This window comes from Pseudomonas putida (assembly GCF_022627325.1).
GTDB classification, from domain to species: Bacteria; Pseudomonadota; Gammaproteobacteria; order Pseudomonadales; family Pseudomonadaceae; genus Aquipseudomonas; species Aquipseudomonas putida_X.
Genome location: NZ_JAETZZ010000007.1, coordinates 198,445 through 221,372, shown reverse-complemented (window position 1 = coordinate 221,372; position 22,928 = coordinate 198,445). Strand labels below are relative to the sequence as shown.

At 62.9% G+C, this 22,928-nt stretch carries 23 protein-coding genes; 14 read left to right on the top strand and 9 right to left on the bottom strand.

Features of this window, described 5'->3' with window-relative positions:
- From JNA92_RS13430 to pilM, 4 genes are read right to left on the bottom strand one after another with little or no spacing between them, the layout of a single operon-like run.
- Positions 1-1,269: a type IV pilus secretin PilQ gene (locus JNA92_RS13430; protein ID WP_241805108.1), complete on the bottom strand. Its 1,269-nt coding sequence runs from the start codon at positions 1,267-1,269 to the stop codon at positions 1-3.
- Complete coding sequence (locus tag JNA92_RS13425) at positions 1,193-2,209, bottom strand: pilus assembly protein PilP (protein WP_241805106.1); 1,017 nt, start codon at positions 2,207-2,209, stop codon at positions 1,193-1,195. Before JNA92_RS13425 ends, JNA92_RS13430 begins: the two co-directional genes overlap by 77 nt.
- The gene (locus JNA92_RS13420; RefSeq protein WP_241805105.1) at positions 2,206-2,742 is read right to left on the bottom strand and encodes a PilN domain-containing protein; all 537 of its coding nucleotides are present in this window, start codon (positions 2,740-2,742) and stop codon (positions 2,206-2,208) included. The genes JNA92_RS13425 and JNA92_RS13420 overlap by 4 nt, the downstream gene beginning before the upstream one ends.
- Positions 2,742-3,590 carry a type IV pilus biogenesis protein PilM gene (gene pilM, locus JNA92_RS13415; RefSeq protein ID WP_241805104.1) on the bottom strand — a complete coding sequence of 283 codons (849 nt, stop codon included), beginning with the start codon at positions 3,588-3,590 and terminating at the stop codon, positions 2,742-2,744. The genes JNA92_RS13420 and pilM overlap by 1 nt, the downstream gene beginning before the upstream one ends.
- A 179-nt stretch (positions 3,591-3,769) precedes the next feature.
- Between pilM and JNA92_RS13410 the strand changes: the two genes are divergently transcribed.
- A complete protein-coding gene (locus JNA92_RS13410; RefSeq protein ID WP_241805103.1) occupies positions 3,770-6,223 on the top strand; it encodes a penicillin-binding protein 1A in 2,454 nt (817 codons plus the stop codon).
- A gap of 176 nt (positions 6,224-6,399) precedes the next feature.
- Here the strand turns inward: JNA92_RS13410 and JNA92_RS13405 are convergent, their stop codons facing one another.
- The 3 genes from JNA92_RS13405 to rpmE form a co-directional block, all read right to left on the bottom strand.
- Positions 6,400-7,668: a malic enzyme-like NAD(P)-binding protein gene (locus JNA92_RS13405; protein ID WP_241805102.1), complete on the bottom strand. Its 1,269-nt coding sequence runs from the start codon at positions 7,666-7,668 to the stop codon at positions 6,400-6,402.
- A 179-nt stretch (positions 7,669-7,847) separates the two neighbouring features.
- Positions 7,848-8,669, bottom strand: a complete 822-nt coding sequence (locus JNA92_RS13400) for a thermonuclease family protein (protein ID WP_241805101.1) — start codon at positions 8,667-8,669, stop codon at positions 7,848-7,850.
- 2 nt (positions 8,670-8,671) lie between these two features.
- A complete protein-coding gene (gene rpmE, locus JNA92_RS13395; RefSeq protein WP_039603147.1) occupies positions 8,672-8,887 on the bottom strand; it encodes a 50S ribosomal protein L31 in 216 nt (71 codons plus the stop codon).
- A gap of 167 nt (positions 8,888-9,054) precedes the next feature.
- Here rpmE and JNA92_RS13390 point away from each other — a divergent pair, with 167 nt between their 5' ends.
- The 3 genes from JNA92_RS13390 (at position 9,055) to JNA92_RS13380 (ending at position 13,934) form a co-directional block, all read left to right on the top strand.
- A complete protein-coding gene (locus tag JNA92_RS13390; protein ID WP_241805099.1) occupies positions 9,055-11,274 on the top strand; it encodes a primosomal protein N' in 2,220 nt (739 codons plus the stop codon).
- A gap of 223 nt (positions 11,275-11,497) precedes the next feature.
- Positions 11,498-13,234 carry an arginine--tRNA ligase gene (argS, locus tag JNA92_RS13385; protein WP_241805095.1) on the top strand — a complete coding sequence of 579 codons (1,737 nt, stop codon included), beginning with the start codon at positions 11,498-11,500 and terminating at the stop codon, positions 13,232-13,234.
- Position 13,235: 1 nt separating this feature from the next.
- Positions 13,236-13,934 carry an SPOR domain-containing protein gene (locus JNA92_RS13380; protein WP_241805094.1) on the top strand — a complete coding sequence of 233 codons (699 nt, stop codon included), beginning with the start codon at positions 13,236-13,238 and terminating at the stop codon, positions 13,932-13,934.
- Positions 13,935-13,977: 43 nt separating this feature from the next.
- On the opposite strand, the gene JNA92_RS13375 is transcribed toward JNA92_RS13380, so the two are convergent.
- Positions 13,978-14,397, bottom strand: coding sequence for an NINE protein (locus tag JNA92_RS13375; RefSeq protein ID WP_241805093.1), 420 nt, complete (start codon positions 14,395-14,397; stop codon positions 13,978-13,980).
- A gap of 176 nt (positions 14,398-14,573) precedes the next feature.
- Here JNA92_RS13375 and JNA92_RS13370 point away from each other — a divergent pair, with 176 nt between their 5' ends.
- Positions 14,574-15,200: a C40 family peptidase gene (locus JNA92_RS13370; RefSeq protein ID WP_241805092.1), complete on the top strand. Its 627-nt coding sequence runs from the start codon at positions 14,574-14,576 to the stop codon at positions 15,198-15,200.
- Positions 15,201-15,235: 35 nt separating this feature from the next.
- Here the strand turns inward: JNA92_RS13370 and JNA92_RS13365 are convergent, their stop codons facing one another.
- Positions 15,236-16,234 carry a type IV pilus twitching motility protein PilT gene (locus tag JNA92_RS13365; protein WP_241805091.1) on the bottom strand — a complete coding sequence of 333 codons (999 nt, stop codon included), beginning with the start codon at positions 16,232-16,234 and terminating at the stop codon, positions 15,236-15,238.
- 65 nt (positions 16,235-16,299) lie between these two features.
- On the opposite strand from JNA92_RS13365, the gene JNA92_RS13360 reads away from it, so the two are divergent.
- The 9 genes from JNA92_RS13360 to JNA92_RS13320 all read left to right on the top strand — a co-directional run bounded on the left by JNA92_RS13360 (position 16,300) and on the right by JNA92_RS13320 (position 22,870).
- Positions 16,300-16,986: a YggS family pyridoxal phosphate-dependent enzyme gene (locus JNA92_RS13360; protein WP_241805090.1), complete on the top strand. Its 687-nt coding sequence runs from the start codon at positions 16,300-16,302 to the stop codon at positions 16,984-16,986.
- Positions 16,987-17,024: 38 nt separating this feature from the next.
- On the top strand, positions 17,025-17,843 hold the full coding sequence (gene proC / locus JNA92_RS13355) for a pyrroline-5-carboxylate reductase (protein ID WP_241805089.1): 819 nt from the start codon (positions 17,025-17,027) through the stop codon (positions 17,841-17,843).
- 10 nt (positions 17,844-17,853) lie between these two features.
- Positions 17,854-18,444, top strand: coding sequence for a YggT family protein (locus tag JNA92_RS13350; RefSeq protein WP_012312312.1), 591 nt, complete (start codon positions 17,854-17,856; stop codon positions 18,442-18,444).
- Between the two features lie 88 nt (positions 18,445-18,532).
- Positions 18,533-19,672: a homoserine O-succinyltransferase MetX gene (metX, locus tag JNA92_RS13345; RefSeq protein ID WP_241805088.1), complete on the top strand. Its 1,140-nt coding sequence runs from the start codon at positions 18,533-18,535 to the stop codon at positions 19,670-19,672.
- A gap of 7 nt (positions 19,673-19,679) precedes the next feature.
- Complete coding sequence (gene metW, locus JNA92_RS13340; RefSeq protein WP_241805087.1) at positions 19,680-20,300, top strand: methionine biosynthesis protein MetW; 621 nt, start codon at positions 19,680-19,682, stop codon at positions 20,298-20,300.
- 22 nt (positions 20,301-20,322) lie between these two features.
- Positions 20,323-20,757, top strand: a complete 435-nt coding sequence (locus JNA92_RS13335) for a DUF4426 domain-containing protein (protein ID WP_241805086.1) — start codon at positions 20,323-20,325, stop codon at positions 20,755-20,757.
- Positions 20,754-21,350, top strand: a complete 597-nt coding sequence (rdgB, locus tag JNA92_RS13330; RefSeq protein ID WP_046787037.1) for an RdgB/HAM1 family non-canonical purine NTP pyrophosphatase — start codon at positions 20,754-20,756, stop codon at positions 21,348-21,350. The genes JNA92_RS13335 and rdgB overlap by 4 nt, the downstream gene beginning before the upstream one ends.
- Positions 21,347-22,534, top strand: a complete 1,188-nt coding sequence (gene hemW / locus JNA92_RS13325) for a radical SAM family heme chaperone HemW (RefSeq protein ID WP_241805085.1) — start codon at positions 21,347-21,349, stop codon at positions 22,532-22,534. The genes rdgB and hemW overlap by 4 nt, the downstream gene beginning before the upstream one ends.
- Positions 22,535-22,543: 9 nt before the next feature.
- Complete coding sequence (locus JNA92_RS13320) at positions 22,544-22,870, top strand: DUF3392 family protein (protein WP_241805084.1); 327 nt, start codon at positions 22,544-22,546, stop codon at positions 22,868-22,870.
- The last annotated feature ends 58 nt before the right edge of the window (positions 22,871-22,928 follow it).

Here is a 22,928-nt window from a genome sequence, read left to right as displayed (position 1 = left end):
TCAACGACTCACAGCAATCGCCTGGTCACTCATGATACGCGGAGTCAGGAAGACCAGCAGCTCGGATTTTTTCTCTTGTAATACATCGCGTCGAAACAGCCGCCCAACATACGGCAGATCGCCGAAAAATGGCACCTTGTCGACCACATTGTTTTGCGTGGTCGAGTACACGCCGCCAATGACGATGGTTTCCCCATCCGCTACCCGGACCTTGGCATTGACCTCGTTCTTGCGGATCGGCGGCACATCGTGCAAGGCATTGACGAAATCAGGCTCGTCCTTGGTCACCTTGACCGTCATGATCACCTTGCCGTCCGGCGTAATCTGCGGCGTGACCTCCAGCGACAGCGACGCCTCGCGGAATGCAACCGACGTAGCGCCACTCTTAGAGGTCTCCTGGTAAGGGACTTCGGTGCCTTTGAGGATACGGGCAGTCTCGTTATTGGCCGTTACCACCTTGGGCTGGGAGATGATTTCGCCATTACCGGTCTTCTCCATGGCGCTGAGCTCAAGGTCCAGCAGCACGCCCCCGCGCAATACGCCCAAGCCGATGCTGGAACCGGCCCGCTCCACCCCAAGATCGACAAATACGTCCGCGCCCAACGCAGGGGCTTCGCCATAGAGACGCGGGCCCCAGCGCACCCCAAGGCTGTGCTCGTAATCGACATTGGCCTCCACGATGCGGGCCTCGATCTCGACCTGCCGTACAGGCACATCCAGCTGCGCAACCAACTGGCGCAACTCGGCAAGCCGGTCCTCAGGCTGGTGAGCGACCAGCGTATTGGTGCGCACATCCACATGCAAACTACCGCGCCCAGTCAGAATGCCGTCATCGGCCAACGTAGCCAGCAGCAACTCGGCAAGTTCTGAGGCCGCGGCGTGTTGTATCGGCAGCAACTCCCGGCGCAACGGCTGCGACTGGGCCTCCAACTCCAACCCCATACGCGCCCCCAGCGCCTGCTCGGCCAGCTCAGCCGCTGGCGCCACCACCAGTACCTTGCCTTCTTCCCGCCGGGCCAGCCCCTTGCTGCGCAGCACCAATTCCAGTGCCTGATCCCACGGAACATCCTGCAGACGCAAGGTGATACTGCCCTGCACCGTGTCGCTGGCGACCAGGTTGATGCCGGCATAATCGGCCAGCACCTGCAACACAAGGCGCACTTCCACGTCCTGGAAGTTCAGCGAAACCGGTTCACCCTGATAAGGCGTCGCTGCCAGCGAAGGCATCGGCAGCAAGGCCGCCACCAGCCACTTCATCATCCCGTTCATTGTCCCGCGTGATCTCCCTGTCCACGCCCTTCCTGAGTGTCAGCACTGTGGTGCGCTCGCGCCAAATGCCCCCCACGAACAACCGTTCGCACACCTCGACCTGTTGCGCGTCCACGCGCACCACCACCCCCTCATCGCGCCCCAGCCGGTCACCGGCACGCACGCGATAGAGCCGCCCTGCAGACAACAGCAGAGCCTCGTGCTGCATGCCTCGGGACAAGCTGCCGACCATTTCCAGCTGAGCGAGCGGTATGTTGGCGAGCCCTTGCCTGACAGCGCGGCCCGACCAGCTTGAAAAGGGGTCGGCCACAGCTGGCCTGACCTGATCACGCGCAGGCAGCCAAGCCAGTGATTCCGGCTCTGCCACCGCCCCATCGGCGTGGAAGGCGTCGACACGCAGCCTTAACCTCAACACGCCCGGCCTGCCATGAGCACTGGCCAGATGCATATCACCGGCACGCAGCAGGCGAACCTGCCCAAGCCAATCATCGAGCCACATTCGCAGTGCCGCGTAACGCCCCACGACCTGCACATCCAGCGGTGTTCGGCCAAAACCTGGCTGATTCTGCTCATCCAGTACCTCAAGCCGCTCGAAATGCAGCCCATGCACATGCCCCGATGCGGCCAATTGGTCGAGCAGATCGCTGATTTCGCCGCCGGCCGCCAGACGCCATCGCATATCGTCCAAGTGGCGCTGGGCGTCGCTCAGCGCTTGCGGAGCATGCACACGAGCCGATACCTCGGCAGCCTTGGCCTGGTGCTTGTCGTCAAGGGCCTTTTGGTTTGCCTGGGCTGTGTGCTGCTGTTGCCGCCATTCCGGCCAACGCATCAGGCAGCCTGCCGCAACGACCAGGCACCCCGCAGCTATCGGCAGGGCACACCGGAACAGGCGCGAGCGCGCCACGAGCGCCTGCCAGTCCAGACGGGTGCGCAGTTTCACGACCAAGAGGCCGACATCCGCGCCTGCAGCAAAAACTTCTCACCAGCAGGCAAGCTCTCGATCCGCTTCAACTCCAGGTCGAGCAGTACCCCGGAGCGCCCGAGATCGCGCATCAATTGCGCTATCACAGCACTGGACGCAGCCAGCCCGACCACGTGCAACCGCTCACCCTCGACCTTCAGTTCGACCACCTGAACGCCCTCGGGTAATGCCCGCTCCAGCGCGCTGAACAGCGCCGTCAGATACCCTCGATCAGCGAACAGAGCGTCCAGCAGAGCGGTTTGGGCCTGTGCTGCGTCGAGGGCCTGGTGAATAACGTCAAGCTGCTGCAACTGCGTATCGAGACCAGCGATGGCGGCCTGCCGGCCCAGGTTGGCAGCCAACTGATGCTGCGCGCGCTGGCGTGCCAGCTGGTCCATCAACAACACCACACAAAGCGCCAGCACCACGCCGCCAATCAGCCTGAATTGAAAGCGGCGAAGTGCTGCCTGGCGCTGCTGCTCGCGCCAGGGCAGAAGATTGATACGCAGCATCAGCGCCAAGCCCCCAGCGCCAGGGCAGTCGCCAGTGCCATGTCGCCGTCGTGGCATACAAGGCCAGCCACCTGTGGCAATGGCCGGCAAGGCCTATTCAACTGGCTGCACAACTGATCGAGCCGACCTTGCTCAAGCAGCAGGCTTCCGGTCAGAAGCAGGTCCTGCACCTGTGGGTTATCGACAAACAGTTCATCCAGCCGGGCCAAGGGCACTTCGCGCCGCTGCGGCAACACACCTTCAGACCAGCCATGCAGCGTAGCGCTACCGGGTTCGAGGCGCAGCAACGCGGAGCCGTCTGCACGCGGTTGCGGCATCATTCGCCACAAGGCGATGCTGTCGACCTCCACGACCTCCAGCAGCAGGCCGGCCTCGTCGAACAGCGCTTCCAACGGCTGCAGCACGGTCTGCCGGCAAGCCACCACCAGAACATCACGCGCGTCAGCCTGGCCACAGGAAGGCCCCAAAACCTGGAAGTCCATCACCAAGTCTTCCAGCGGAAAAGGAAACAACCTGTCCGCATCAGCCAAGAGTTGCGCCTCCATCTCGGCCACCGGCTGGTCGGCCGGTAGCTGGCACAACTTGCAGATCACCTGCGAGGCAGGCAGCGCCACTGCGGCCCGCCGCTGGCGGCTGCCACTGCGCCGACAAGCGCGATGCAGCGCCGCCACTACGCGATCGGGCACCTGCCACCACTCACCAGCACCTACGGGCTCGAACGGCTCGGCCTCCCAGGCAAGACGCTCGCAGCGCCCTTTTCTGCGTTGCAGTTGTACAAGCCGAACCGAATCGGCGGCGATTTCAACCCCCAACAGTGAACCGGCATCCTTGCCCATGCGTCCAAGCATCGCTGCTCCTCTGTGTCAGCCCTGAAACCCGCACCAGCACCCAGGCTCGATGGCCAGACGGTGCAGCGGGCTGCCCGGCCGGTCACCCGGCGAGGCGAAAAATGCTTATAATGCCCAGCGTTTTTTTCGTCCGCCGGCTCCGTGCGCAACTCACCCCTCAACCTGGACACCCAAAAGCCTTGATACGCCTGCTGAAGTTCTTCTGGTGGTCTTTCGTCGCAGTCATCTGCGCGCTCGTACTCGGTGTGAGCGGTGCGTTTCTGTATCTTAGCCCCAACCTGCCGTCGGTCGATTCGCTCAGAAGCATCCAGTTGCAGATACCCCTGAGGGTGTACAGCAGCGATGGCAAGCTGATCGCTGAATTTGGCGAAATGCGCCGCTCGCCCATCCGCTTCGCGGACATTCCCCCGCAATTCATACAGGCGCTTCTGTCAGCCGAGGACGACAATTTCCTCAATCACTACGGCGTCGACCCGGGCAGCCTGATGCGCGCCGCGACCCAACTGGTGAAAACCGGTCACATACAGACCGGCGGCAGCACAATTACCATGCAGGTGGCGAAGAACTACTTCCTCACCAGCGAGCGCAGCTTCTCGCGCAAGACCAACGAGATTCTGCTGGCACTGCAGATCGAGCGCGAACTGACCAAGGACGAGATCCTTGAGCTGTACGTGAACAAGATCTACCTGGGCAACCGCGCCTACGGCATCGACGCTGCCGCACAGGTTTACTATGGCAAGTCGATCCGTGACGTGAGCCTGGCGCAGATGGCGATGATCGCTGGCCTGCCCAAGGCGCCGTCGCGCTTCAACCCTCTGGCCAACCCGGCGCGCGCAAAAGAGCGCCGCGACTGGATCCTGGGCCGCATGTACAAGCTCGGCAAGATCGACGAGGCGAGCTACCAGGCCGCCCTGGCCGAACCGCTCAACGCCAGCTACCACGTATCGGCACCAGAGGTGAATGCGCCCTACATCGCCGAGATGGCCCGAGCTGAAATGGTCGGCCGCTATGGCAGCGAGGCGTATACCGAAGGCTTCCGCGTCACCACCACCGTGCCGAGCGACATGCAGGAAATGGCCAACAAGGCCGTTCACGGTGGTCTGTCCGATTATGATGAACGCCACGGCTACCGCGGCCCTGAATCGCGCTTCCCGGGCAAAGGTCAGGCTGCCTGGCTGCAGGAATTGAACAAGCAGCGCACCTTGGGCGGGCTGGAACCGGCCATCGTCACCCAGGTCGAGAAGAGTGGCCTGAAGGTGCTGACCCGTGGCGGCAACGAAGAAGACGTCGCCTGGGACACCATGAAGTGGGCACGGCCGTTCATCAATAGCAATGCTCAGGGCCGGGCGCCACAATCGCCGGCGGACGTGGCCCAGGTCGGCGACCTGATACGCGTGCAGCGCCTGGACGACGGCACACTCAAATTCAGCCAGGTGCCGGCAGCGCAGAGCGCGCTGATCACGCTGGACCCTTACAACGGCGCCATTCGTGCACTGGTTGGCGGTTTCTCGTTCGAGCAGAGCAACTACAACCGCGCCATGCAGGCCAAGCGCCAGCCCGGTTCGAGCTTCAAGCCCTTCATCTATAGTGCGGCACTGGACAGCGGGTATACCGCCTCCAGCTTGGTCAACGACGCGCCGATCGTGTTCGTCGACGAGTACCTGGACAAGGAATGGCGACCGAAGAATGACAACAACACCTTCCTCGGCCCGATTCGTATGCGCGAAGCGCTGTACAAGTCGCGCAACCTGGTATCGATCCGTCTGCTGCAGGCCATGGGCGTAGGCCGCACCATCGACTACATCACAAAGTTCGGCTTCAACAAGCAGGACCTGCCGCCCAACCTTTCGCTGGCATTGGGCACCGCGACCCTGACGCCGATGGAAATCGCTACCGGCTGGAGCACCTTCGCCAACGGTGGTTACAAGATCAACCCGTACCTGATCGAGCGCATCGAGAGCCGCAACGGTGAGACGCTGTTCACCGCCAACCCTGCGCGCGTGCCGCAGGGCGCCGAAGACGATGCGGGCCTCGCGGCACCCGAGCAACCGATCAGCACGGCGTCGCTGCCAGGTGAGGGGCCGTCGGCTGCGAGCCAGCCGGCCCCTGCTCCACAAGTGCCGGTAACCGCCGAGCAGATCATCGATGGCCGGACCACCTATATCCTGACCAGCATGCTGCAGGACGTAATCAAACGCGGCACCGGGCGCCGTGCCCTGGCCTTGGGCCGTACGGACCTGGCGGGCAAGACCGGCACCACCAACGAGTCCAAGGATGCCTGGTTCTCTGGCTACAATGCCGACTACGTCACTACCGTGTGGGTAGGTTTCGACCAGCCGGAAACCCTGGGCCGCCGCGAATATGGCGGGACGGCTGCACTGCCGATCTGGATGAGCTTCATGGGCGCGGCGCTCAAGGACAAACCCAACCATCCGCCTGCAGAACCGGAGGGCATCCTCAGCCTGCGGGTCGACCCGGTGAGCGGCCGCGCCGCCTCCCCGAGCACGCCTAACGCTTATTTCGAGCTGTTCAAAGCTGAAGATTCGCCCCCCTCGGTAGACGAACTGGGCAACGGCGCAGCCCCCGGCAGCCCCCTCCCAGCCGACGAAGCGGCGCCCATGGATCTGTTTTAAGCGGCAAGCCGCAAGCCGCAAGCCTCAAGCCTCAAGCTGCAAGCGGCAAGCTGTTCTCGGCTGACTGACCCACCGCGCCAGTCAATGCTGACGCGGTCAGGCTTGTAGCTTGAAGCTTGAAGCTCGAAGCAAAAAAAAACCGGCTCATATGAGCCGGTTCTTTTTTGCGCCTTGCTTCAGCCGTTGAACACTTCGTCCACGCTGTTGAGCGGGTAGTGCTTCGGATATGGCAGGGTAGCTACGCCGGATTCGATGGCAGCCTTGGCTACGGCATCGGAAACGACGGTGATCAGGCGGGCGTCCAGTGGCTTCGGAATGATGTACTCACGACCGAACTCCAGGCCTTCCACGCCATAGGCTTCGCAAACTTCCTTAGGCACCGGCAGCTTGGCCAGGTCCTTCAGTGCGATGGCCGCGGCGATCTTCATTTCTTCGTTGATACGCTTGGCGCGAACGTCCAGGGCACCACGGAAGATGAACGGGAAGCCCAGCACGTTGTTGACTTGGTTCGGGTAGTCGGAACGACCGGTCGCCATGATCACGTCGCTGCGGGTGGCATGAGCCAGCTCTGGCGAGATCTCCGGGTCCGGGTTCGAGCAGGCGAACACGATCGGGTTGGCAGCCATCGATTTCAGGCCTTCCGCGCTCAGCAGGTTCGGGCCGGACAGGCCAACGAATACATCGGCGCCGTCCAGGGCATCAGCCAGGGTGCGCTTGTCGGTAGCGTGAGCGAACTGGGCCTTGTACTGGTTCAGATCGTCACGGCCAGCGTGGATGACGCCGCTGCGGTCGATCATGAAGATGTTTTCGACCTTGGCACCCATGCTGACCAGCAGCTTCATGCAAGAGATGGCCGCAGCGCCAGCCCCCAGGCAGACAATCTTGGCGTCTTCGAGCTTCTTGCCCGCGATTTCCAGGGCGTTGATCATGCCGGCCGCAGTAACGATAGCGGTGCCGTGCTGGTCATCGTGGAACACAGGGATGTCGCACTGCTCGATCAGGGTGCGCTCGATCTCGAAGCACTCTGGCGCCTTGATGTCTTCGAGGTTGATGCCACCGAAGGTAATCGAGATGCGGCGAACGGTGTCGATGAACGCTTGCGGGCTTTCCGACTCGACTTCGATATCGAATACGTCGATACCGGCGAAACGCTTGAACAGAACGCCCTTGCCTTCCATGACCGGCTTGGAAGCCAGTGGGCCAAGGTCACCCAGACCGAGGATGGCAGTGCCATCGGAAATAACTGCAACAAGGTTGCCCTTGCCAGTGTATTTGTAGGCCAGCTCAGGATCACGGCCGATTTCACGCACCGGTTCTGCAACGCCTGGGCTGTAGGCCAGGGCGAGATCACGGGCGGTGGCAGTGGGCTTGGAGAGCTCGACGCTCAGTTTCCCCGGACGAGGTTGAGCGTGGTATTCGAGAGCGGCGGTTTTCAGGTCTGACATGGTGGGCATTCCGCTATTTACTGTTCTGACGGACCGCCGAGGATACGCAAAGAGCCGGGGAGCCACAAGACTGGCCGGTCACTTGTGTCAAGGCCTTTAGCCTAAGACTTTACGCTATAACACACGGGGGCATTCGAACCACAGTGTGTACAATCTAACAGCGAAATGTCTACATCTTTTCAGCTCGAAATACGTTCAAGCATGCTCGGATCGGTGATTGGTAACACCCAGCGTCGCTGCCCCGGCTTGAGCCCACCCTTGCGGGAACGATCCAGCACCCAGCCACGCGCCTCGACCTGGCGTCCTTTGAGGTTATCGAAGAAGCCGACGGGGAAGTTGCGTTGCAGACGAGCGGGAACCTGTAGCACCACGTCAGCTTCCAGTTCCAGCCAGATCCCACCACGATTGCGGGCAATATTGCGGATACTGCCGCCGATCACCGCAAAGCCCGACTGGCGGACCTGGCTGGCGCGCAGCACCGGTGAACTGCGCCAAAGGCCAGCGCCTGCCTTGCGCGCCGATTGCTCGGCCACCTGTTGGCAGGCCACCAGGCGCACATTGGGCGCAACCGCGACGCGGTAACCAAGCCCCTCGCTAAGCAACCGCGCTTCAAGATTGTCGCCATTGCGGGCGTAAACGTGCGCCAGGGTCCGCCCATACTTGTCCTTGGGCTCGACGCCGGGCACCAACCAGACACGGCCGTCGCTGGCCTTGACCAGCGCTTGCAAACGCTGCTTGGCAGTCACTGCAAAAGGCTCGCTGGCGCGCCCCTTACGCCCGATCTCCGGGGCGTTGATGCCAATCATGCGCACGCTGCGACCGTCGGTAAGGCGCAGCGTATCGCCATCGACCACCTGGCGCACCGCCGCGCTCTGCGGCCCGTCCGGCAATGGGCAAAATGCCAGGGCCGACATCTGCCAAAGAGCGCCCACAAAAAAGGCGCCCACAAGGGGCGCCTTTTTCAGCAACAACGCGAAACCCGAAGGGTTCGCCATGCGCATGATTACTTCTTGGTACCGAACATACCGAAGCGATCGGCGAAGCGCTGAACGCGGCCACCGGTGTCCAGCACTTTCTGCTTACCGGTGTAGAACGGGTGGCACAGGTTGCAAACGTCGATCGCCAGGGTGTTGCCCAGAGTCGAACGGGTTTCGAATTTGTTGCCGCAGCTGCAGGTCACAGCAACTGCTTCGTAGTTCGGATGAATATCAGCTTTCATGGTCACTTCCTCGAGCTGCGTGCCGCCACCCAACACCAATTGTTGAATACCGCACGTAATTAGGCGGGGAATAATACCAGAGCGCCGCCTCGACGCAAGTTGTCGCTTGCACCGACTGTCGTCTGCTAGGCTCGCCAGTCTTTGAAACGCCCTGCGAGACCTTACGCGTGTCCGACGTCATTCTACGCCTTGCCCTGCCTTCCCCCCTGCGTCGCCTGTTCGATTACAGGGCGCCGGCGAGCATGGCGCGCCAGGCACTGACCCCCGGAATGCGTATCCGCGTGCCGTTCGGCCGCCGCGAAATGATCGGCGTGCTGGTGGAGGTCTGCGACCAGAGCGAGGTCCCTGCCGACAAGCTGAAGCCGGCCAGCGCCCTGCTCGACCCGGTTTCACCGGTCCCTGCACCGCTGTTCAAGCTGTGCCTGTGGACAGCCCAGTACTACCAGCACAGCCTCGGCGACACCCTGAGCTGGGCCTTGCCGACCTTGCTGCGCCAAGGCGAGCCGGCCGAGATGCGCCAGGAGCGCTTCTGGCACGTGGCCCCAGGCGCCCGCCTGGAAGACCCGCGCATCGCGCGCGCACCGCGCCAGCGGGACGCGCTCAGAACGCTGGCGCAACACCCGCACGGCGTTGCGCACAGCCTGCTGAGCAAGCTCAACCTCAACAAGGACAGCCTTGACCTGTTACTGGCCAAGGACCTGGTTCAGCTCGAAACACGCCGCCACCTGCCGGAACAGCGCCATGAGCACTGGCTGGCCCAGCCGGAACTGCCGCTAAATGAAGAGCAGCGAGTGGCCTTCGAGGCCGTGCGCGATGGCTTTGACGGCTTCAATGCGTTTCTTCTGGCTGGCGTTACCGGCAGCGGCAAGACCGAGGTCTACCTGCAACTGATCCGCGAAACCCTGGAGGCTGGAAAGCAGGCGCTGGTGCTGATCCCGGAAATCAACCTCGGCCCGCAAACCCTGGCGCGTTTCGAACAGCGTTTCAACGCACGCATCGCCCTGGTGCATTCGGCCGTCAATGACCGCGAACGCCTCGACGCCTGGCTGGCGGCGCGAGATGGCGAGGCCGATATCATCATCGGCACGCGTTCGGCGCTGTTCACGCCGATGAAGAACCCGGGCCTGATCATCATCGACGAGGAGCATGACGGCTCTTATAAACAGCAGGAAGGCCTGCGCTACCACGCCCGCGACCTGGCGATGGTGCGCGCTCACCAGGAAAACATCCCGATCCTGCTGGGCTCGGCCACCCCGTCGCTGGAAACCCTGCACAATGCCCTGACCGGCCGCTACCGCCTGCTGCGCATGAACCAGCGCGCAGGAGGCGCGCGTCCACCACGCATGCTCCGCCTGGATGTGAAAAGCCTGCCGCTGGACAGCGGCATCAGCGGCCCGCTGCAACAGGCCATCCGTCAGACACTGGAAGCAGGCCAGCAGGTGCTGGTTTTCCTCAACCGCCGTGGCTTCGCCCCGACGCTGCTGTGCCACGACTGCGGCTGGCTCAGCGAATGCCCGCGCTGCGATGCGCGCATGACCGTGCATCAGCGCGCCGGCGTACTGCGCTGCCACCATTGCGGCTACGACGAACGCCTGCCGCACCAGTGCCCCAAGTGCAACCATGTCGACTTGCGCCCGGTAGGTGCAGGTACCGAGCGCGCCGAGGAACGCCTGAAGGTATTGTTCCCCGATTACCCGATCCTGCGGGTCGACCGCGACAGCACGGCCCGCAAGGACGCCATGCACAATTTGTTCAGCACCATCCAGCGCGGCCAGCCGAGCATCCTGGTCGGAACGCAGATGCTGGCCAAGGGGCATCACTTCCCCCGGGTTACCTTGGTCGCGATTCTCGATGCCGATGGCGGACTATTCTCTGGTGACTTCCGCGCCACCGAGCGCATGGCACAACTGATCGTGCAGGTCGCCGGGCGCGCCGGGCGTGCCGAAGAGCCCGGCAAAGTGGTCATCCAGACGCACCTGGCCGACCACCCGCTGTTGGTGCAGTTGACCGAGCAAGGCTATTTCGCCTTTGCCGAACAGGCCCTGGACGAACGCCGCGCCGCCGGCCTGCCACCGTATTCCCACCTTGCCCTGCTGCGCGCCGAAGCGCACAAGCCCGGGCAGGCCGAAGGTTTCCTAGACGAAGCCTGCAGCGCAGCGCAGCGCCTGGTGACGGAGCAACACTTGCCTGGCATTGAACTGTTGGGCCCGGTGCCTGCTCCGATGGAGCGCAAAGCCGGGCGCTTCCGTGCGCAGCTATTGATACAGGCCGAAACCCGGGCACCACTGCATCGTCTGATCAGTGCCTGGCTACTGGTGCTGGAGCAGCTTCCAGGCGGCCGGCAAGTACGCTGGTCGCTGGATGTCGACCCGGTTGACCTCTATTGAGCGGCAAGCGGCAAGCTACAAGCGGCAAGCAAGAGCAGGCCGGTGGCGATCGCGCTTTTTCTTGCAGCTTGCAGCTTGAGGCTTGAGGCTTGAGGCTTGCAGCTTCAGGCTTGCGGCTTGAAGCTAGAAGCTTGGCAACCCGAGCCCAGCAACGGATAATGCCCAGTTTTTCCACCTGCGCACCCAGGCGCTCCTCCGCGCTAGCGGTCGAAAAGAGATCCCAATGAAAGACACCATTCGCCAGCTGATCCAGCAAGCCCTCACCCAACTCGTCACCGACGGTGTGCTGCCTGAAGGGCTGTCGCCGGCGATCCAGGTGGAAAACGCCCGGGACAAGACCCACGGCGACTTCGCCAGCAACATCGCGATGATGCTGGCCAAACCGGCCGGCATGAAACCACGCGACCTGGCCGAAAAGCTGATCGCAGCCCTGCCGGCCAGCACCGACATCAGCAAGGTCGAGATCGCCGGCCCAGGTTTCCTCAACTTCTTCCAGAACACCGACGCCCTGGCCAACCGCCTGGACGCCGCCCTGGCCGATGCACACCTGGGTGCGCGCAAGGCTGGCCCTGCACAGAAGGTCGTGATCGACCTATCGGCGCCGAACCTGGCCAAGGAGATGCACGTCGGCCACCTGCGCTCGACCATCATCGGTGACAGCGTCGCCCGCGTCCTGGAGTTCCTGGGTGATGAGGTCATCCGCCAGAACCACGTGGGCGACTGGGGTACTCAGTTCGGCATGCTGCTGGCCTATCTGGAAGAAAACCCGATCACCAGCGACGAGCTGTCCGATCTGGAAAACTTCTACCGCGCTGCCAAGAAGCGCTTCGACGAGTCCGAGGAATTCGCCACTCGCGCCCGAGGCCTGGTGGTCAAGCTGCAGGCCGGCGACCCCGAGTGCATGGCGCTGTGGACGCGCTTCAAGGACATTTCACTGTCGCACTGCCAGAAAACCTACGAGCTGCTCAACGTCAAACTGACCATGGCCGACGTGATGGGCGAAAGCGCCTACAACGCCGACCTCGCCAACGTGGTGGCCGACCTCAAGGCCAAAGGCCTGCTGGTCGAGGACCAAGGCGCCCAGTGCGTGTTCCTCGAAGAGTTCAAGAACAGCGAAGGCGAGCCCTTGCCCGTGATCGTCCAGAAGGCCGACGGCGGCTACCTGTACGCCACCACCGACCTGGCAGCCGTGCGCTATCGCAGCAATGTGCTCAAGGCCGACCGCGCGCTGTACTTCGTCGACCAACGCCAGGCCCTGCATTTCAACCAGGTGTTCGAAGTGGCGCGCCGCGCCGGTTTCGTCGGCCACCCGATGCAGATGGAACACATGGGCTTCGGCACCATGAACGGCGCCGATGGCCGTCCATTCAAGACCCGTGATGGCGGCACCGTGAAGCTGATCGACCTGCTCACCGAGGCCAAGGACCGTGCCTACGCCCTGGTCAAGGAGAAAAACCCGAGCCTGGCCGAGGACGAACTGCGCCGCATCGGTGAAGTGGTCGGTATCGGCGCGGTGAAATACGCAGACCTGTCGAAGCACCGTACCAGCGACTACAGCTTCAACTTCGAGTTGATGCTCAACTTCGAAGGCAATACCGCGCCTTACCTGCTGTACGCCTACACCCGCGTGGCCGGCGTGTTCCGCAAGCTGGGCAAGGGCTTTGACGAGGTGGATGGGCACATCGTGCTGCAGGCTGCCCACGAGCAGGACCTGGCTGCACGCCTGGCGCAGTTCGGTGAAGTCCTCAACAACGTTGCCGAAAAAGGCACCCCGCACGTGTTGTGCACCTACCTGTACGACCTGGCCGGCCTGTTCTCCAGCTTCTACGAGAATTGCCCGATCCTCGCCGCCGAAACCCCCGAGCAACAGCAGAGCCGTCTGCGCCTGGCGGCCCTGACGGGGCGCACCCTGAAGCAAGGTCTGGAGCTGCTCGGCCTGGAAACCCTGGAGCGCATGTAAGTTGGCTGCCAAGAAAAAACCAGCTCCCAAGCGCGGCGCAAGCCGCACCCAGGCACCGGCCAAACAGCCGATTCCCGGCTGGATATGGCTGGCGGTCGGCCTGACGGTCGGCGCCTTCATCGTCTTCCTGATGAAGCTCGAGCCTGGGGGCGGCGACATCAAGCGCGCCAAGCCCGAGCAGCAGAAGCCCGCGAAAGTGGCCGAAGCGGGCAAGACCGCGACGGCCACGACGCAGCAGCCGGTAAAGCCCAAGTATGACTTCTACACCCTGCTGCCCGAGTCGGAAGTGATCGTGCCGCCAGAAGCCGTGCCTGAGAAGACCCCGCCTGTCCCAGCCCAGCCGGTGACCCCGGTCACACCTGCCGAAGCGGCGAAAATCGACACTGCGCGCGCCCAGGCCGCACTGCTGGGCCAGACGCCACAGCCGGCGCCGCCAGTGATCAAACCGGCAGCCACCACGCAGTACTTCCTTCAGGCGGGCTCGTTCCGCAAGCAGGCTGACGCCGACAAGGTGCGGGCGCAGATCATCCTGCTGGGCCAGACGGTGAAGGTGGAATCAGGCACGGTCAAGGATGAAACCTGGTACCGCGTGCTGGTCGGCCCCTACAGCAACCGCGAGCAGTTGACCGGTGCGCAGAAGCAACTGGCCGGCGCAGGGTTCAGCAACCTGCTACTGCAGCAGCGGCAGACCCGCCAGTAACGAAAAGGCCTTGTCGCTCAGCGTGACAAGGCCTTTTTTGTGCTCAACGGCGTTCGGCGTTGGCCTGGGAAATCTGGCCGTTCAGCGTCCAGAAGTCATACAGCACACCCACCAGGAACAGGCCACCGGTAAAGAAGTAGATGATTGCGGTGATCCACTTGCCCTGGTACAGGCGATGCACGCCAAAAATACCGAGGAAGGTCAGCAGTACCCAGGCAATGTTGTAGTCGATGCGTCCAGACTGGAAGCGCAAGTCGGCCTCCCGGTCCATCGACGGGATCAGGAACAGGTCGATCAGCCAGCCTATGCCCAGCAAGCCCAGCGTGAAGAACCAGAGGGTCCCGGTGATCGGCTTGCCGTAGTAGAAGCGGTGCGAGCCAGTGAAGCCGAAAATCCACAACAGGTAGCCAATGACCTTGCTGTGGGTGTCGTGAAACGGCGCCCCGTGTTCATAACTGTTCATTCATAGCCCCCATGGCTTAGCCGAAAATTTTCTAAAAAAAAATGTGACTTTTTCTTCGCAGGCCGACGCACGGCAACATGACAATCGACCAACGGATCAAAAATTGATCGAAAAGCTGTTATAAAGTTGCGCGCCAACACCAAAACCACTATTAAAACTTCACAAGAGCTTCATCTATGCCGCCTTTGTTAAAGACATGGCTGACCCTCTGCCTATTATTGCCCCTGGCCGCCCACGCCACCAACCGTGAGCAACGTCTTCCAAATGGTTTCACCGGCTATACCACCAATGCCACGGTGAAACGCGCGCCGAGCAAGCACACCGCGGTGCGTGCACGCTCCAGTAACGCTGGCCAGGTACACAACCTGCCGGTCGCCGCCATGTCGCCGAAACAGAGCAGCGACGTGCTCAGCCGCGCCGTGAATGTGCTCGGCACCCCTTATGTTTGGGGCGGCAGCAGCCCTAAAAAAGGGTTCGATTGCAGCGGGCTGGTCAAGTATGCCTTCAACGAGGTGGCTGACGTCGACCTGCCGCGCACCTCCAATGCCATGGCCAAGGGCCACGGCGTGAAGGTGGCCAAAAGCGACCTGAAGCCTGGCGACCTGATCTTTTTCAACATCAAGAGCCGCCGCGTCAACCACGTCGCCATCTACCTGGGCAACGATCGCTTCATCCACGCACCGCGCCGCGGCAAGCGGGTGAGCATCGACAACCTGAGCAAGCCTTACTGGCAGAAGCATTACGTCGTGGCCAAGCGGGTGTTGCCGAAGCAGCCGCAGCAGTTGGCTCTGGCCAAGCGCTGACCTGCCAGGCGACCCATCGATTGCTGGGGCCACCGCTACACGGCCCCGATCAATCCCTGGGCCTTCAATCGCTGCAATGCCCCCTCCATCGTGCGCATACCCTGCGCAGCACCCGCCTGCATCACCGAATTCAATTGCGCCATGCGCCCCTCGCGGATGAGGTTGCGCACCGCGGGCGTACCCACCAGCACCTCCCGGGCTGCCACCCGCCCGCCCCCGGCACGCTTGACCAGCACCTGCGCAACGACCATGCGCAATGACTCCGCCAACATCGCCCGCACCAGCGGTTTCTCCTCGGCGGCAAACACGTCCACCAGCCGGTCGACACTACCGGCAGCCGAGCGCGTATGTACGGTTGCCAACACCAGGTGCCCGGTCTCCGCAGCCCGCAACGCCAGGCGAATCGTCTCCAGGTCGCGCAATTCGCCTATGACGATCACGTCCGGGTCCTGACGCAAGGCGCTGCGCAACCCTTGGGAAAAGTCGCGGCAGTGTCGACCGATCTCACGCTGATTGACCAGGCTTCGCTGGCTGCTGTGGATAACTTCAACAGGGTCTTCGAGGGTGATGATGTGCAAGGGCCGCTGCCGGTTCAGCTGATCGACCAGCGCCGCCAACGTGCTGGACTTACCACTGCCGGTAGGCCCGCCGAGCAGAATCAGGCCGTCCGTCCACTGCGCAACAGAACGAAACACATCTTCAAGGTCAAGCTCGTCGAGTGTCGCGATCCGCTTCGGGATCAAGCGAAAGGTGGCCGCCGGGCCATTCAACTGGCGAAACAGGTTCAGGCGAAAGCGCCCAAGCGAGGGCAGTTCCAGTGCCAGGTCCTGCTCGTCACCTTGCGCCCACTGCTGGCGCCGGCGCTCATCGAGCAGCGGCGCCAGGGCATCGGTCAACGCCACAGGCGTCATGCTCGGTAGCGCCATGCGCCGCAGTTCACCCTCCACGCGCAGCATCGGTATCTCGCCCGCGGCCAGGTGCAGGTCGCTCGCCCCTGCATCGCCAGCCCGAGCCAACAGGTCAGTCACGTCCATGAGACTCCCCAACGGCCATCAAGCAGGTAGAATGCCGCTGACTCCTGAGCCAACGGCATCGATCCATGTCCACCATAGCAGACAACCTTCGCGCCCTTGCCGCCCGTATCGATAGTGCAGCCAAGGCGGCTGGGCGCGACCCGGCCAGCCTCACGTTGCTGGCAGTCAGCAAGACCAAACCGGCCAGTGCCATCCGCGAGCTGCATGCCGCAGGGGTATGCGATTTCGGTGAGAACTACCTGCAGGAAGCCCTGGCCAAACAGCAGGACCTGCAGGACTTGCCCTTGATCTGGCACTTCATCGGCCCCATTCAGTCGAACAAGACCAAAGCCATTGCCGAGCATTTCGACTGGGTACACTCCGTGGACCGCCTGAAGATCGCCCAACGCCTGTCTGAACAGCGCCCACCCAGCCTGCCGCCACTGAACATCTGCCTGCAGGTGAATGTCAGCGGCGAGGCCAGCAAATCGGGCTGTGCGCCCGAGGACTTGCCGGGCCTGGCCAATGCCGTGGCCACACTGCCCAACCTGCGCCTGCGCGGGCTGATGGCCATCCCCGAACCCAGCGAAGACCGCGCCGAGCAAGAAGCCGCCTTTGCCAGCCTGCGCCAGCTGCAGGAGGGCCTGAATCTTGGCCTTGATACCCTGTCCATGGGCATGAGCCATGACTTGGAAGCCGCCATCGCGCAGGGTGCGACCTGGGTGCGTATCGGCACCGCCCTGTTCGGGGCCCGCAGCTACGGCCCCGTCTGATTCCATGCTTTACTCACTCTTTCCCTCAAGGACCTGACATGAGCAAGACACGTATTGCTTTCATCGGCGCCGGCAACATGGCTGCCAGCCTGATCGGCGGCCTGCGCGCCCAAGGCCTGGACGCCACGCAGATCCGCGCCAGCGATCCAGGCGCCGAAACCCGCACCCGGGTCCAGGCCGAGCACGGTATCGAGGCATTCGAAGACAACGCACACGCCATCGCCGGGGCCGACGTGATCGTCCTGGCAGTCAAACCGCAGGTGATGAAAACCGTCTGCGAGGCCCTGCAGCCGAACCTGCAGGATGGCCAGCTGATCGTTTCGATTGCCGCCGGCATCACCTGCGCCAGCCTTCAGGCCTGGCTAGGCGCCCGCCCGGTGGTACGTTGCATGCCCAACACGCCGGCCCTGCTGCGCCAAGGCGTCAGCGGGCTGTATGCCACCGCCGAAGTCACCAGCACACAGCACCAGCAGGCCGAGCAGCTGCTATCGGCCGTGGGCACCGCCTTGTGGCTTGAGCACGAACACCAGCTCGATGCCGTGACAGCGGTTTCGGGCAGCGGTCCGGCCTATTTCTTCCTGCTGATCGAAGCCATGACTGCCGCCGGCGAGAAGCTTGGCCTGCCACGCGAAACCGCTACCCAGCTGACCCTGCAGACCGCACTGGGTGCCGCGCACATGGCGGTGGCCAGCGACGTTGACGCCGCCGAGCTGCGCCGCCGGGTCACTTCGCCAGCCGGCACCACAGAGGCCGCGATCAAGTCGTTCCAGAGCAACGGTTTCGAAGCCATCGTCGAGCAGGCACTGGCCGCCGCGGCGAAGCGTTCTGCCGAGCTGGCCGAGCAATTGGGCAAATAAGGAGTCTTAGATGAATGCATTGTCCGGCGCCGCGATCTTCGTGGTGCAAACCCTGGTCAGCCTGTACCTGGTGATCGTCCTGCTGCGTTTCGTGCTGCAGCTGGTGAAGGCCAACTTCTACAACCCGCTGTGCCAATTCGCGGTGCGCGCCACGCAACCGCTGCTCAAGCCGATCCGTCGCATCATCCCAAGCGTCGGCGGCCTGGATACCTCGTCGCTGCTGCTGGCAGTGGTGATCCAGGCTCTGCTGATGGGCTTCGTGCTGATGGTGACCTACGGCACCTTCGGTGATGTGCTGCACCTGCTGATGTGGGCGATCATCGGCATCACCTCGCTGTTCCTGAAGATTTTCTGGGTCGCGATGATCGTCATGGTGATCGTGTCCTGGGTCGCGCCGAACAGCCACAACCCAGCGGCCGAGCTGGCCTACCAGATCAGCGAACCCGTGCTGGCGCCGTTCCGCCGCATCGTACCCAACCTGGGCGGCATGGACATTTCGCCGATCTTCGCCTTCATCGCCATCCAGGTGCTGCAATCGTTCGTCATGCCCCCGCTGGCAGCCTATGCCGGCATGCCACAGGAACTGTGGCGGATGATCTGACCCCGGTTGTTCTCAGCGGCAAGCCTTTGCTTGCCGCTGGGGGTAGCGCTCTTTAGACTTACGCCTCCGTCAAGCGTGAGCAGGGTCGATGTCCACTGTCCTTCCCGAAGATTCCGTCGGTCTGGTTACACCGCAAATAGCCCGGTTCGATGAACCGCTGGCCCTGGCCTGTGGCCGCGCTCTGGCCAGCTACGAGCTGGTCTACGAGACCTATGGCACCCTCAATACCAACGCCAGCAATGCTGTGCTGATCTGCCATGCGCTGTCTGGCCACCATCATGCGGCCGGCTACCACGCTGCCACCGACCGCAAGCCCGGCTGGTGGGACAGCTGCATCGGCCCCGGCAAGCCGATCGACACCAACCGTTTCTTCGTGGTCAGCCTGAACAACCTCGGTGGCTGCAACGGCAGCACTGGCCCCAGCAGCGTCAACCCCGCCACCGGCAAGCCGTATGGCGCCGATTTCCCGGTATTGACCGTAGAAGACTGGGTACACAGCCAGGCACGCCTGGCCGATCGCCTGGGCATCCAGCAGTGGGCGGCCATTGTCGGCGGAAGCCTCGGCGGCATGCAGGCCCTGCAGTGGACCATGACCTACCCCGACCGCGTGCGCCATTGCGTCGACATTGCCTCGGCACCTAAGTTGTCGGCGCAGAACATCGCCTTCAACGAAGTGGCGCGCCAGGCCATCCTCACCGACCCTGAATTCCACGGCGGCTCGTTCCAGGACCAGGGCGTGATCCCCAAGCGTGGTCTGATGCTGGCGCGCATGGTCGGGCATATCACCTACCTGTCCGACGACTCGATGGGTGAAAAGTTTGGCCGGGAGCTCAAGAGCGACAAGCTCAATTACGACTTCCACAGCGTGGAATTCCAGGTAGAGAGCTACCTGCGCTATCAGGGCGAAGAGTTCTCCGGGCGCTTCGACGCCAACACCTACCTGCTGATGACCAAGGCGCTGGACTACTTCGACCCGGCGGCGGCCAATGGCGGCGACCTGGCCGCGACCCTGGCCCACGTCACAGCCGACTACTGCATCATGTCGTTCACCACCGACTGGCGGTTCTCGCCGGCTCGCTCGCGCGAGATCGTCAATGCCCTGATGGCGGCACGCAAGAACGTCTGTTACCTGGAGATCGATTCCCCTTACGGGCACGATGCCTTCCTGATCCCCACGCCTCGCTACATGCAGGGTTTCGCGAACTACATGAACCGCATCGCCATCTGAGGACAGCATGAGAGCCGATCTGGAAATCATCCACGACTGGATTCCCGCCGGCAGCCGGGTACTCGACCTGGGCTGCGGCAGTGGCGAGCTGCTGGCTTCGCTGCGTGACCGCAAGCAGGTTACAGGCTATGGGCTGGAAATCGACCCCGACAACATCGCCGCGTGCGTGGCCAAAGGCGTCAACGTCATCGAACAGGACTTGGACAAAGGCCTGGGCAACTTCGCCAGCAACAGCTTCGACGTTGTGATCATGACCCAGGCCCTGCAGGCCGTGGAGTACCCCGACCGCATTCTCGACGAGATGCTTCGGGTGGGCCGCCAGTGCATCATCACCTTCCCCAACTTCGGCCACTGGCGTTGCCGCTGGTACCTGGCGACCAAAGGCCGCATGCCGGTTTCGGACTTCATGCCGTACACCTGGTACAACACGCCGAACATCCACTTCTGCACCTTCGCCGACTTCGAACAGCTGTGCCATGAGCGCCGCGCCAAGGTCCTGGACCGCCTGGCCGTCGACCACTTGCACCGCAACGGGTGGGGCGGCCGGCTTTGGCCTAATCTGTTAGGGGAAATCGGCATCTACCGCGTCAGTAGCCCAGGCCTGCAGGAGCACCCGCTCGCGGTCTGACGCCCAGCAGAGGAATCGCCCCATGCGTCGCCTAGCCCTGTTCCTGATCAGCCTGTGCCTGGCGCTGCCGGCACTGGCGGCCGATGCCGCCAAAGCCGAGCGCAAGGAGGTGTTCGGCGACGTGACGGTGCACTACAGCGCCTTCACCTCCAGCATGCTGCAGCCGGACATTGCCGCCGCCACTGGGCTTGTACGCAGCAAGAATCAGGGGGTGCTCAACATTGCCGTGCTCAAGGCCAGCAAACCCGCCATGGCGGTGGTCAGCGGCACGGTGAAAGACCTCACCGGGCGCAGCAACCCGTTGTCGTTCAAACAACTCAACGATCGCGGCGCGATCTACTATATCGCCCAGTTCAAGATCGACCAGGCCGAGACGCTGACCTTCGACCTGAATGTCGAAACCGGCGGGATCAGTCATAAACTCAGCTTCAACCAGGAAGTGTTCCCAGGCGAATGATGAATCTCCAGCAACTCGTATTGGCCAGCCACAATGCCGGCAAACTCAAGGAACTTCAGGCCATGCTCGGCCAGACCGTACAACTGCGCTCGATCGGTGAGTTCAGCCAGGTAGAGCCCGAAGAAACCGGCCTGTCGTTCGTCGAAAACGCCATCCTCAAGGCGCGTAATGCCGCACGCATTTCCGGGTTGCCGGCACTGGCTGACGACTCCGGGCTGGCGGTCGACTTTCTCGGCGGCGCGCCAGGCATCTACTCGGCGCGGTATGCCGACGGTAAGGGCGATGCAGCAAACAACGCCAAACTGCTCGAAGCACTCAAGGATGTCCCGCAAGATCAGCGCGGCGCCCAGTTCGTCTGTGTGCTGGCGCTGGTACGCCATGCCGACGACCCACTGCCCATTCTCTGCGAAGGCCTGTGGCATGGGCGCATCATGTTCGAAGCCAGCGGCGATCAAGGGTTTGGCTATGACCCGCTGTTCTGGGTGCCTGAGCGCAACTGCTCGAGCGCCGATCTCGCGCCTGCCGACAAGAACCAACTCAGCCACCGCGCGCGGGCCATGGTCCTGCTGCGCCAACGTCTGGGCCTGGCATGATCGAAGTGCTGCCCACCCCGCCGCGCCAGCCTGGCGTGGCGGGTTTCGCCTCGCTGCCGCCTTTGGCGCTGTACATCCACATTCCGTGGTGCGTACGCAAATGCCCGTACTGCGACTTCAACTCCCACGCGGCTGGGCCTGAGCTTCCGGAAGAGGCCTATGTCGATGCCCTGCTGACCGACCTCGACCAAGAGCTGCCAGCGGTTCAGGGGAGGCCGATTTCGTCGATCTTCTTCGGTGGCGGTACTCCGAGCCTGTTCAGCGCCCATGCCCTCGGCAGGCTGCTGCGCGGCGTGGAGCAACGCATCCCCTTCGCCCCCGACATTGAGATCACGCTGGAGGCCAACCCAGGGACGTTCGAGCAGGAGAAGTTCAAGGCGTACCGGCAAACGGGCATCAATCGCCTGTCGATTGGCGTGCAGAGCTTCCAGCCAGCCAAGCTGCAAGCGCTCGGGCGCATCCACAATGGCGACGAAGCGATCCGCGCAGCGGGCATGGCCCGGGCAGCCGGCTTCGACAACTTCAACATGGACCTGATGCACGGCCTGCCCGATCAGTCGCTGGACGATGCGCTGGGCGACCTGCGCCAGGCCATCGACCTGGGGCCGACGCACCTGTCCTGGTACCAACTGACCGTGGAGCCAAACACGGTGTTCTGGAACCAGCCACCGGAACTGCCCGAGGACGACATCCTTTGGGACATCCAGGAGGCTGGCCAGGCCCTGATGGCGGCCCACGGCTACAAGCAGTACGAGGTTTCGGCCTATGCCCAGGCTGGGCGTGCCGCCAAGCACAACCTCAACTACTGGCGCTTTGGCGATTTCATCGGCATCGGCGCCGGCGCCCACGGCAAGCTGACCTTTGCCGATGGGCGCATCCTGCGTACCTGGAAGACCCGCCTGCCCAAGGACTACCTGAACCTGGCCAAGCCGTTCAAGGCCGGCGAGAAGCTGCTGCCGGTGGACGAACTGCCGTTCGAGTTCCTGATGAACGCCCTGCGCCTGACCGATGGCGTGGAAGCCGAGCTGTTCAGCCAGCGTACCGGCCTGCCACTGGCACAGCTGGCTGAGGCCCGCCGCGCCGCCGAACAAAAAGGCCTTTTGCAGGTCGAACCGGATCGGTTGGTGGCCACGCCACGCGGCCAGCTGTTCCTCAATGACCTGCTGCAGTATTTCTTGACCTAAGGATGACCCATGGATCTGGTACTTGACCTGCTGGCAACGGTTTCCCGCTGGAGCCGTAGCAACCTGTCTGAGATTTCGCTGGCCCTGGTAGGCTGCCTGCTGGTGCTGTTTGGTACCGACATCAAGGGCTGGGTGGAACAACGGCTGGGCGGCCTGGCAGGAGCCCTGCGGGTGCCGTTCATGGCGCTGCTGGTGATGATCGGCAGCGGCGCGGCGTTGATCTATGCCACGCCGTGGGTGGTGAGGGGCCTGAGCCAGTTCAACAACTACGCGTTGGCGCCGGTGCTGTTGGTGGTGCTGGTGTTGATTGGCGTGGTCGCTGATCGGCGGGGATAACGCTCACTGGACGCTGCCCCGGCATCAGGGCAGCCCTACCACTGGGCTGCCCATACAG

What these genes read in the sequence shown, in the direction of transcription:
- JNA92_RS13350 (WP_012312312.1), top strand. Translation starts at nt 17,854, where the DNA reads ATGAATGCATTGTCCGGCGCCGCGATCTTCGTGGTGCAAACCCTGGTC.
- JNA92_RS13335 (WP_241805086.1), top strand. Translation starts at nt 20,323, where the DNA reads ATGCGTCGCCTAGCCCTGTTCCTGATCAGCCTGTGCCTGGCGCTGCCG.
- rdgB (WP_046787037.1), top strand. Translation starts at nt 20,754, where the DNA reads ATGATGAATCTCCAGCAACTCGTATTGGCCAGCCACAATGCCGGCAAA.
- JNA92_RS13420 (WP_241805105.1), bottom strand. Translation starts at nt 2,742, where the DNA reads ATGCTGCGTATCAATCTTCTGCCCTGGCGCGAGCAGCAGCGCCAGGCA.
- JNA92_RS13375 (WP_241805093.1), bottom strand. Translation starts at nt 14,397, where the DNA reads ATGAACAGTTATGAACACGGGGCGCCGTTTCACGACACCCACAGCAAG.
- hemW (WP_241805085.1), top strand. Translation starts at nt 21,347, where the DNA reads ATGATCGAAGTGCTGCCCACCCCGCCGCGCCAGCCTGGCGTGGCGGGT.
- metX (WP_241805088.1), top strand. Translation starts at nt 18,533, where the DNA reads ATGTCCACTGTCCTTCCCGAAGATTCCGTCGGTCTGGTTACACCGCAA.
- proC (WP_241805089.1), top strand. Translation starts at nt 17,025, where the DNA reads ATGAGCAAGACACGTATTGCTTTCATCGGCGCCGGCAACATGGCTGCC.
- rpmE (WP_039603147.1), bottom strand. Translation starts at nt 8,887, where the DNA reads ATGAAAGCTGATATTCATCCGAACTACGAAGCAGTTGCTGTGACCTGC.
- JNA92_RS13370 (WP_241805092.1), top strand. Translation starts at nt 14,574, where the DNA reads ATGCCGCCTTTGTTAAAGACATGGCTGACCCTCTGCCTATTATTGCCC.
- JNA92_RS13405 (WP_241805102.1), bottom strand. Translation starts at nt 7,668, where the DNA reads ATGTCAGACCTGAAAACCGCCGCTCTCGAATACCACGCTCAACCTCGT.
- JNA92_RS13360 (WP_241805090.1), top strand. Translation starts at nt 16,300, where the DNA reads ATGTCCACCATAGCAGACAACCTTCGCGCCCTTGCCGCCCGTATCGAT.
- pilM (WP_241805104.1), bottom strand. Translation starts at nt 3,590, where the DNA reads ATGCTTGGACGCATGGGCAAGGATGCCGGTTCACTGTTGGGGGTTGAA.
- JNA92_RS13365 (WP_241805091.1), bottom strand. Translation starts at nt 16,234, where the DNA reads ATGGACGTGACTGACCTGTTGGCTCGGGCTGGCGATGCAGGGGCGAGC.
- metW (WP_241805087.1), top strand. Translation starts at nt 19,680, where the DNA reads ATGAGAGCCGATCTGGAAATCATCCACGACTGGATTCCCGCCGGCAGC.
- JNA92_RS13430 (WP_241805108.1), bottom strand. Translation starts at nt 1,269, where the DNA reads ATGAACGGGATGATGAAGTGGCTGGTGGCGGCCTTGCTGCCGATGCCT.
- JNA92_RS13320 (WP_241805084.1), top strand. Translation starts at nt 22,544, where the DNA reads ATGGATCTGGTACTTGACCTGCTGGCAACGGTTTCCCGCTGGAGCCGT.
- JNA92_RS13400 (WP_241805101.1), bottom strand. Translation starts at nt 8,669, where the DNA reads ATGCGCATGGCGAACCCTTCGGGTTTCGCGTTGTTGCTGAAAAAGGCG.
- argS (WP_241805095.1), top strand. Translation starts at nt 11,498, where the DNA reads ATGAAAGACACCATTCGCCAGCTGATCCAGCAAGCCCTCACCCAACTC.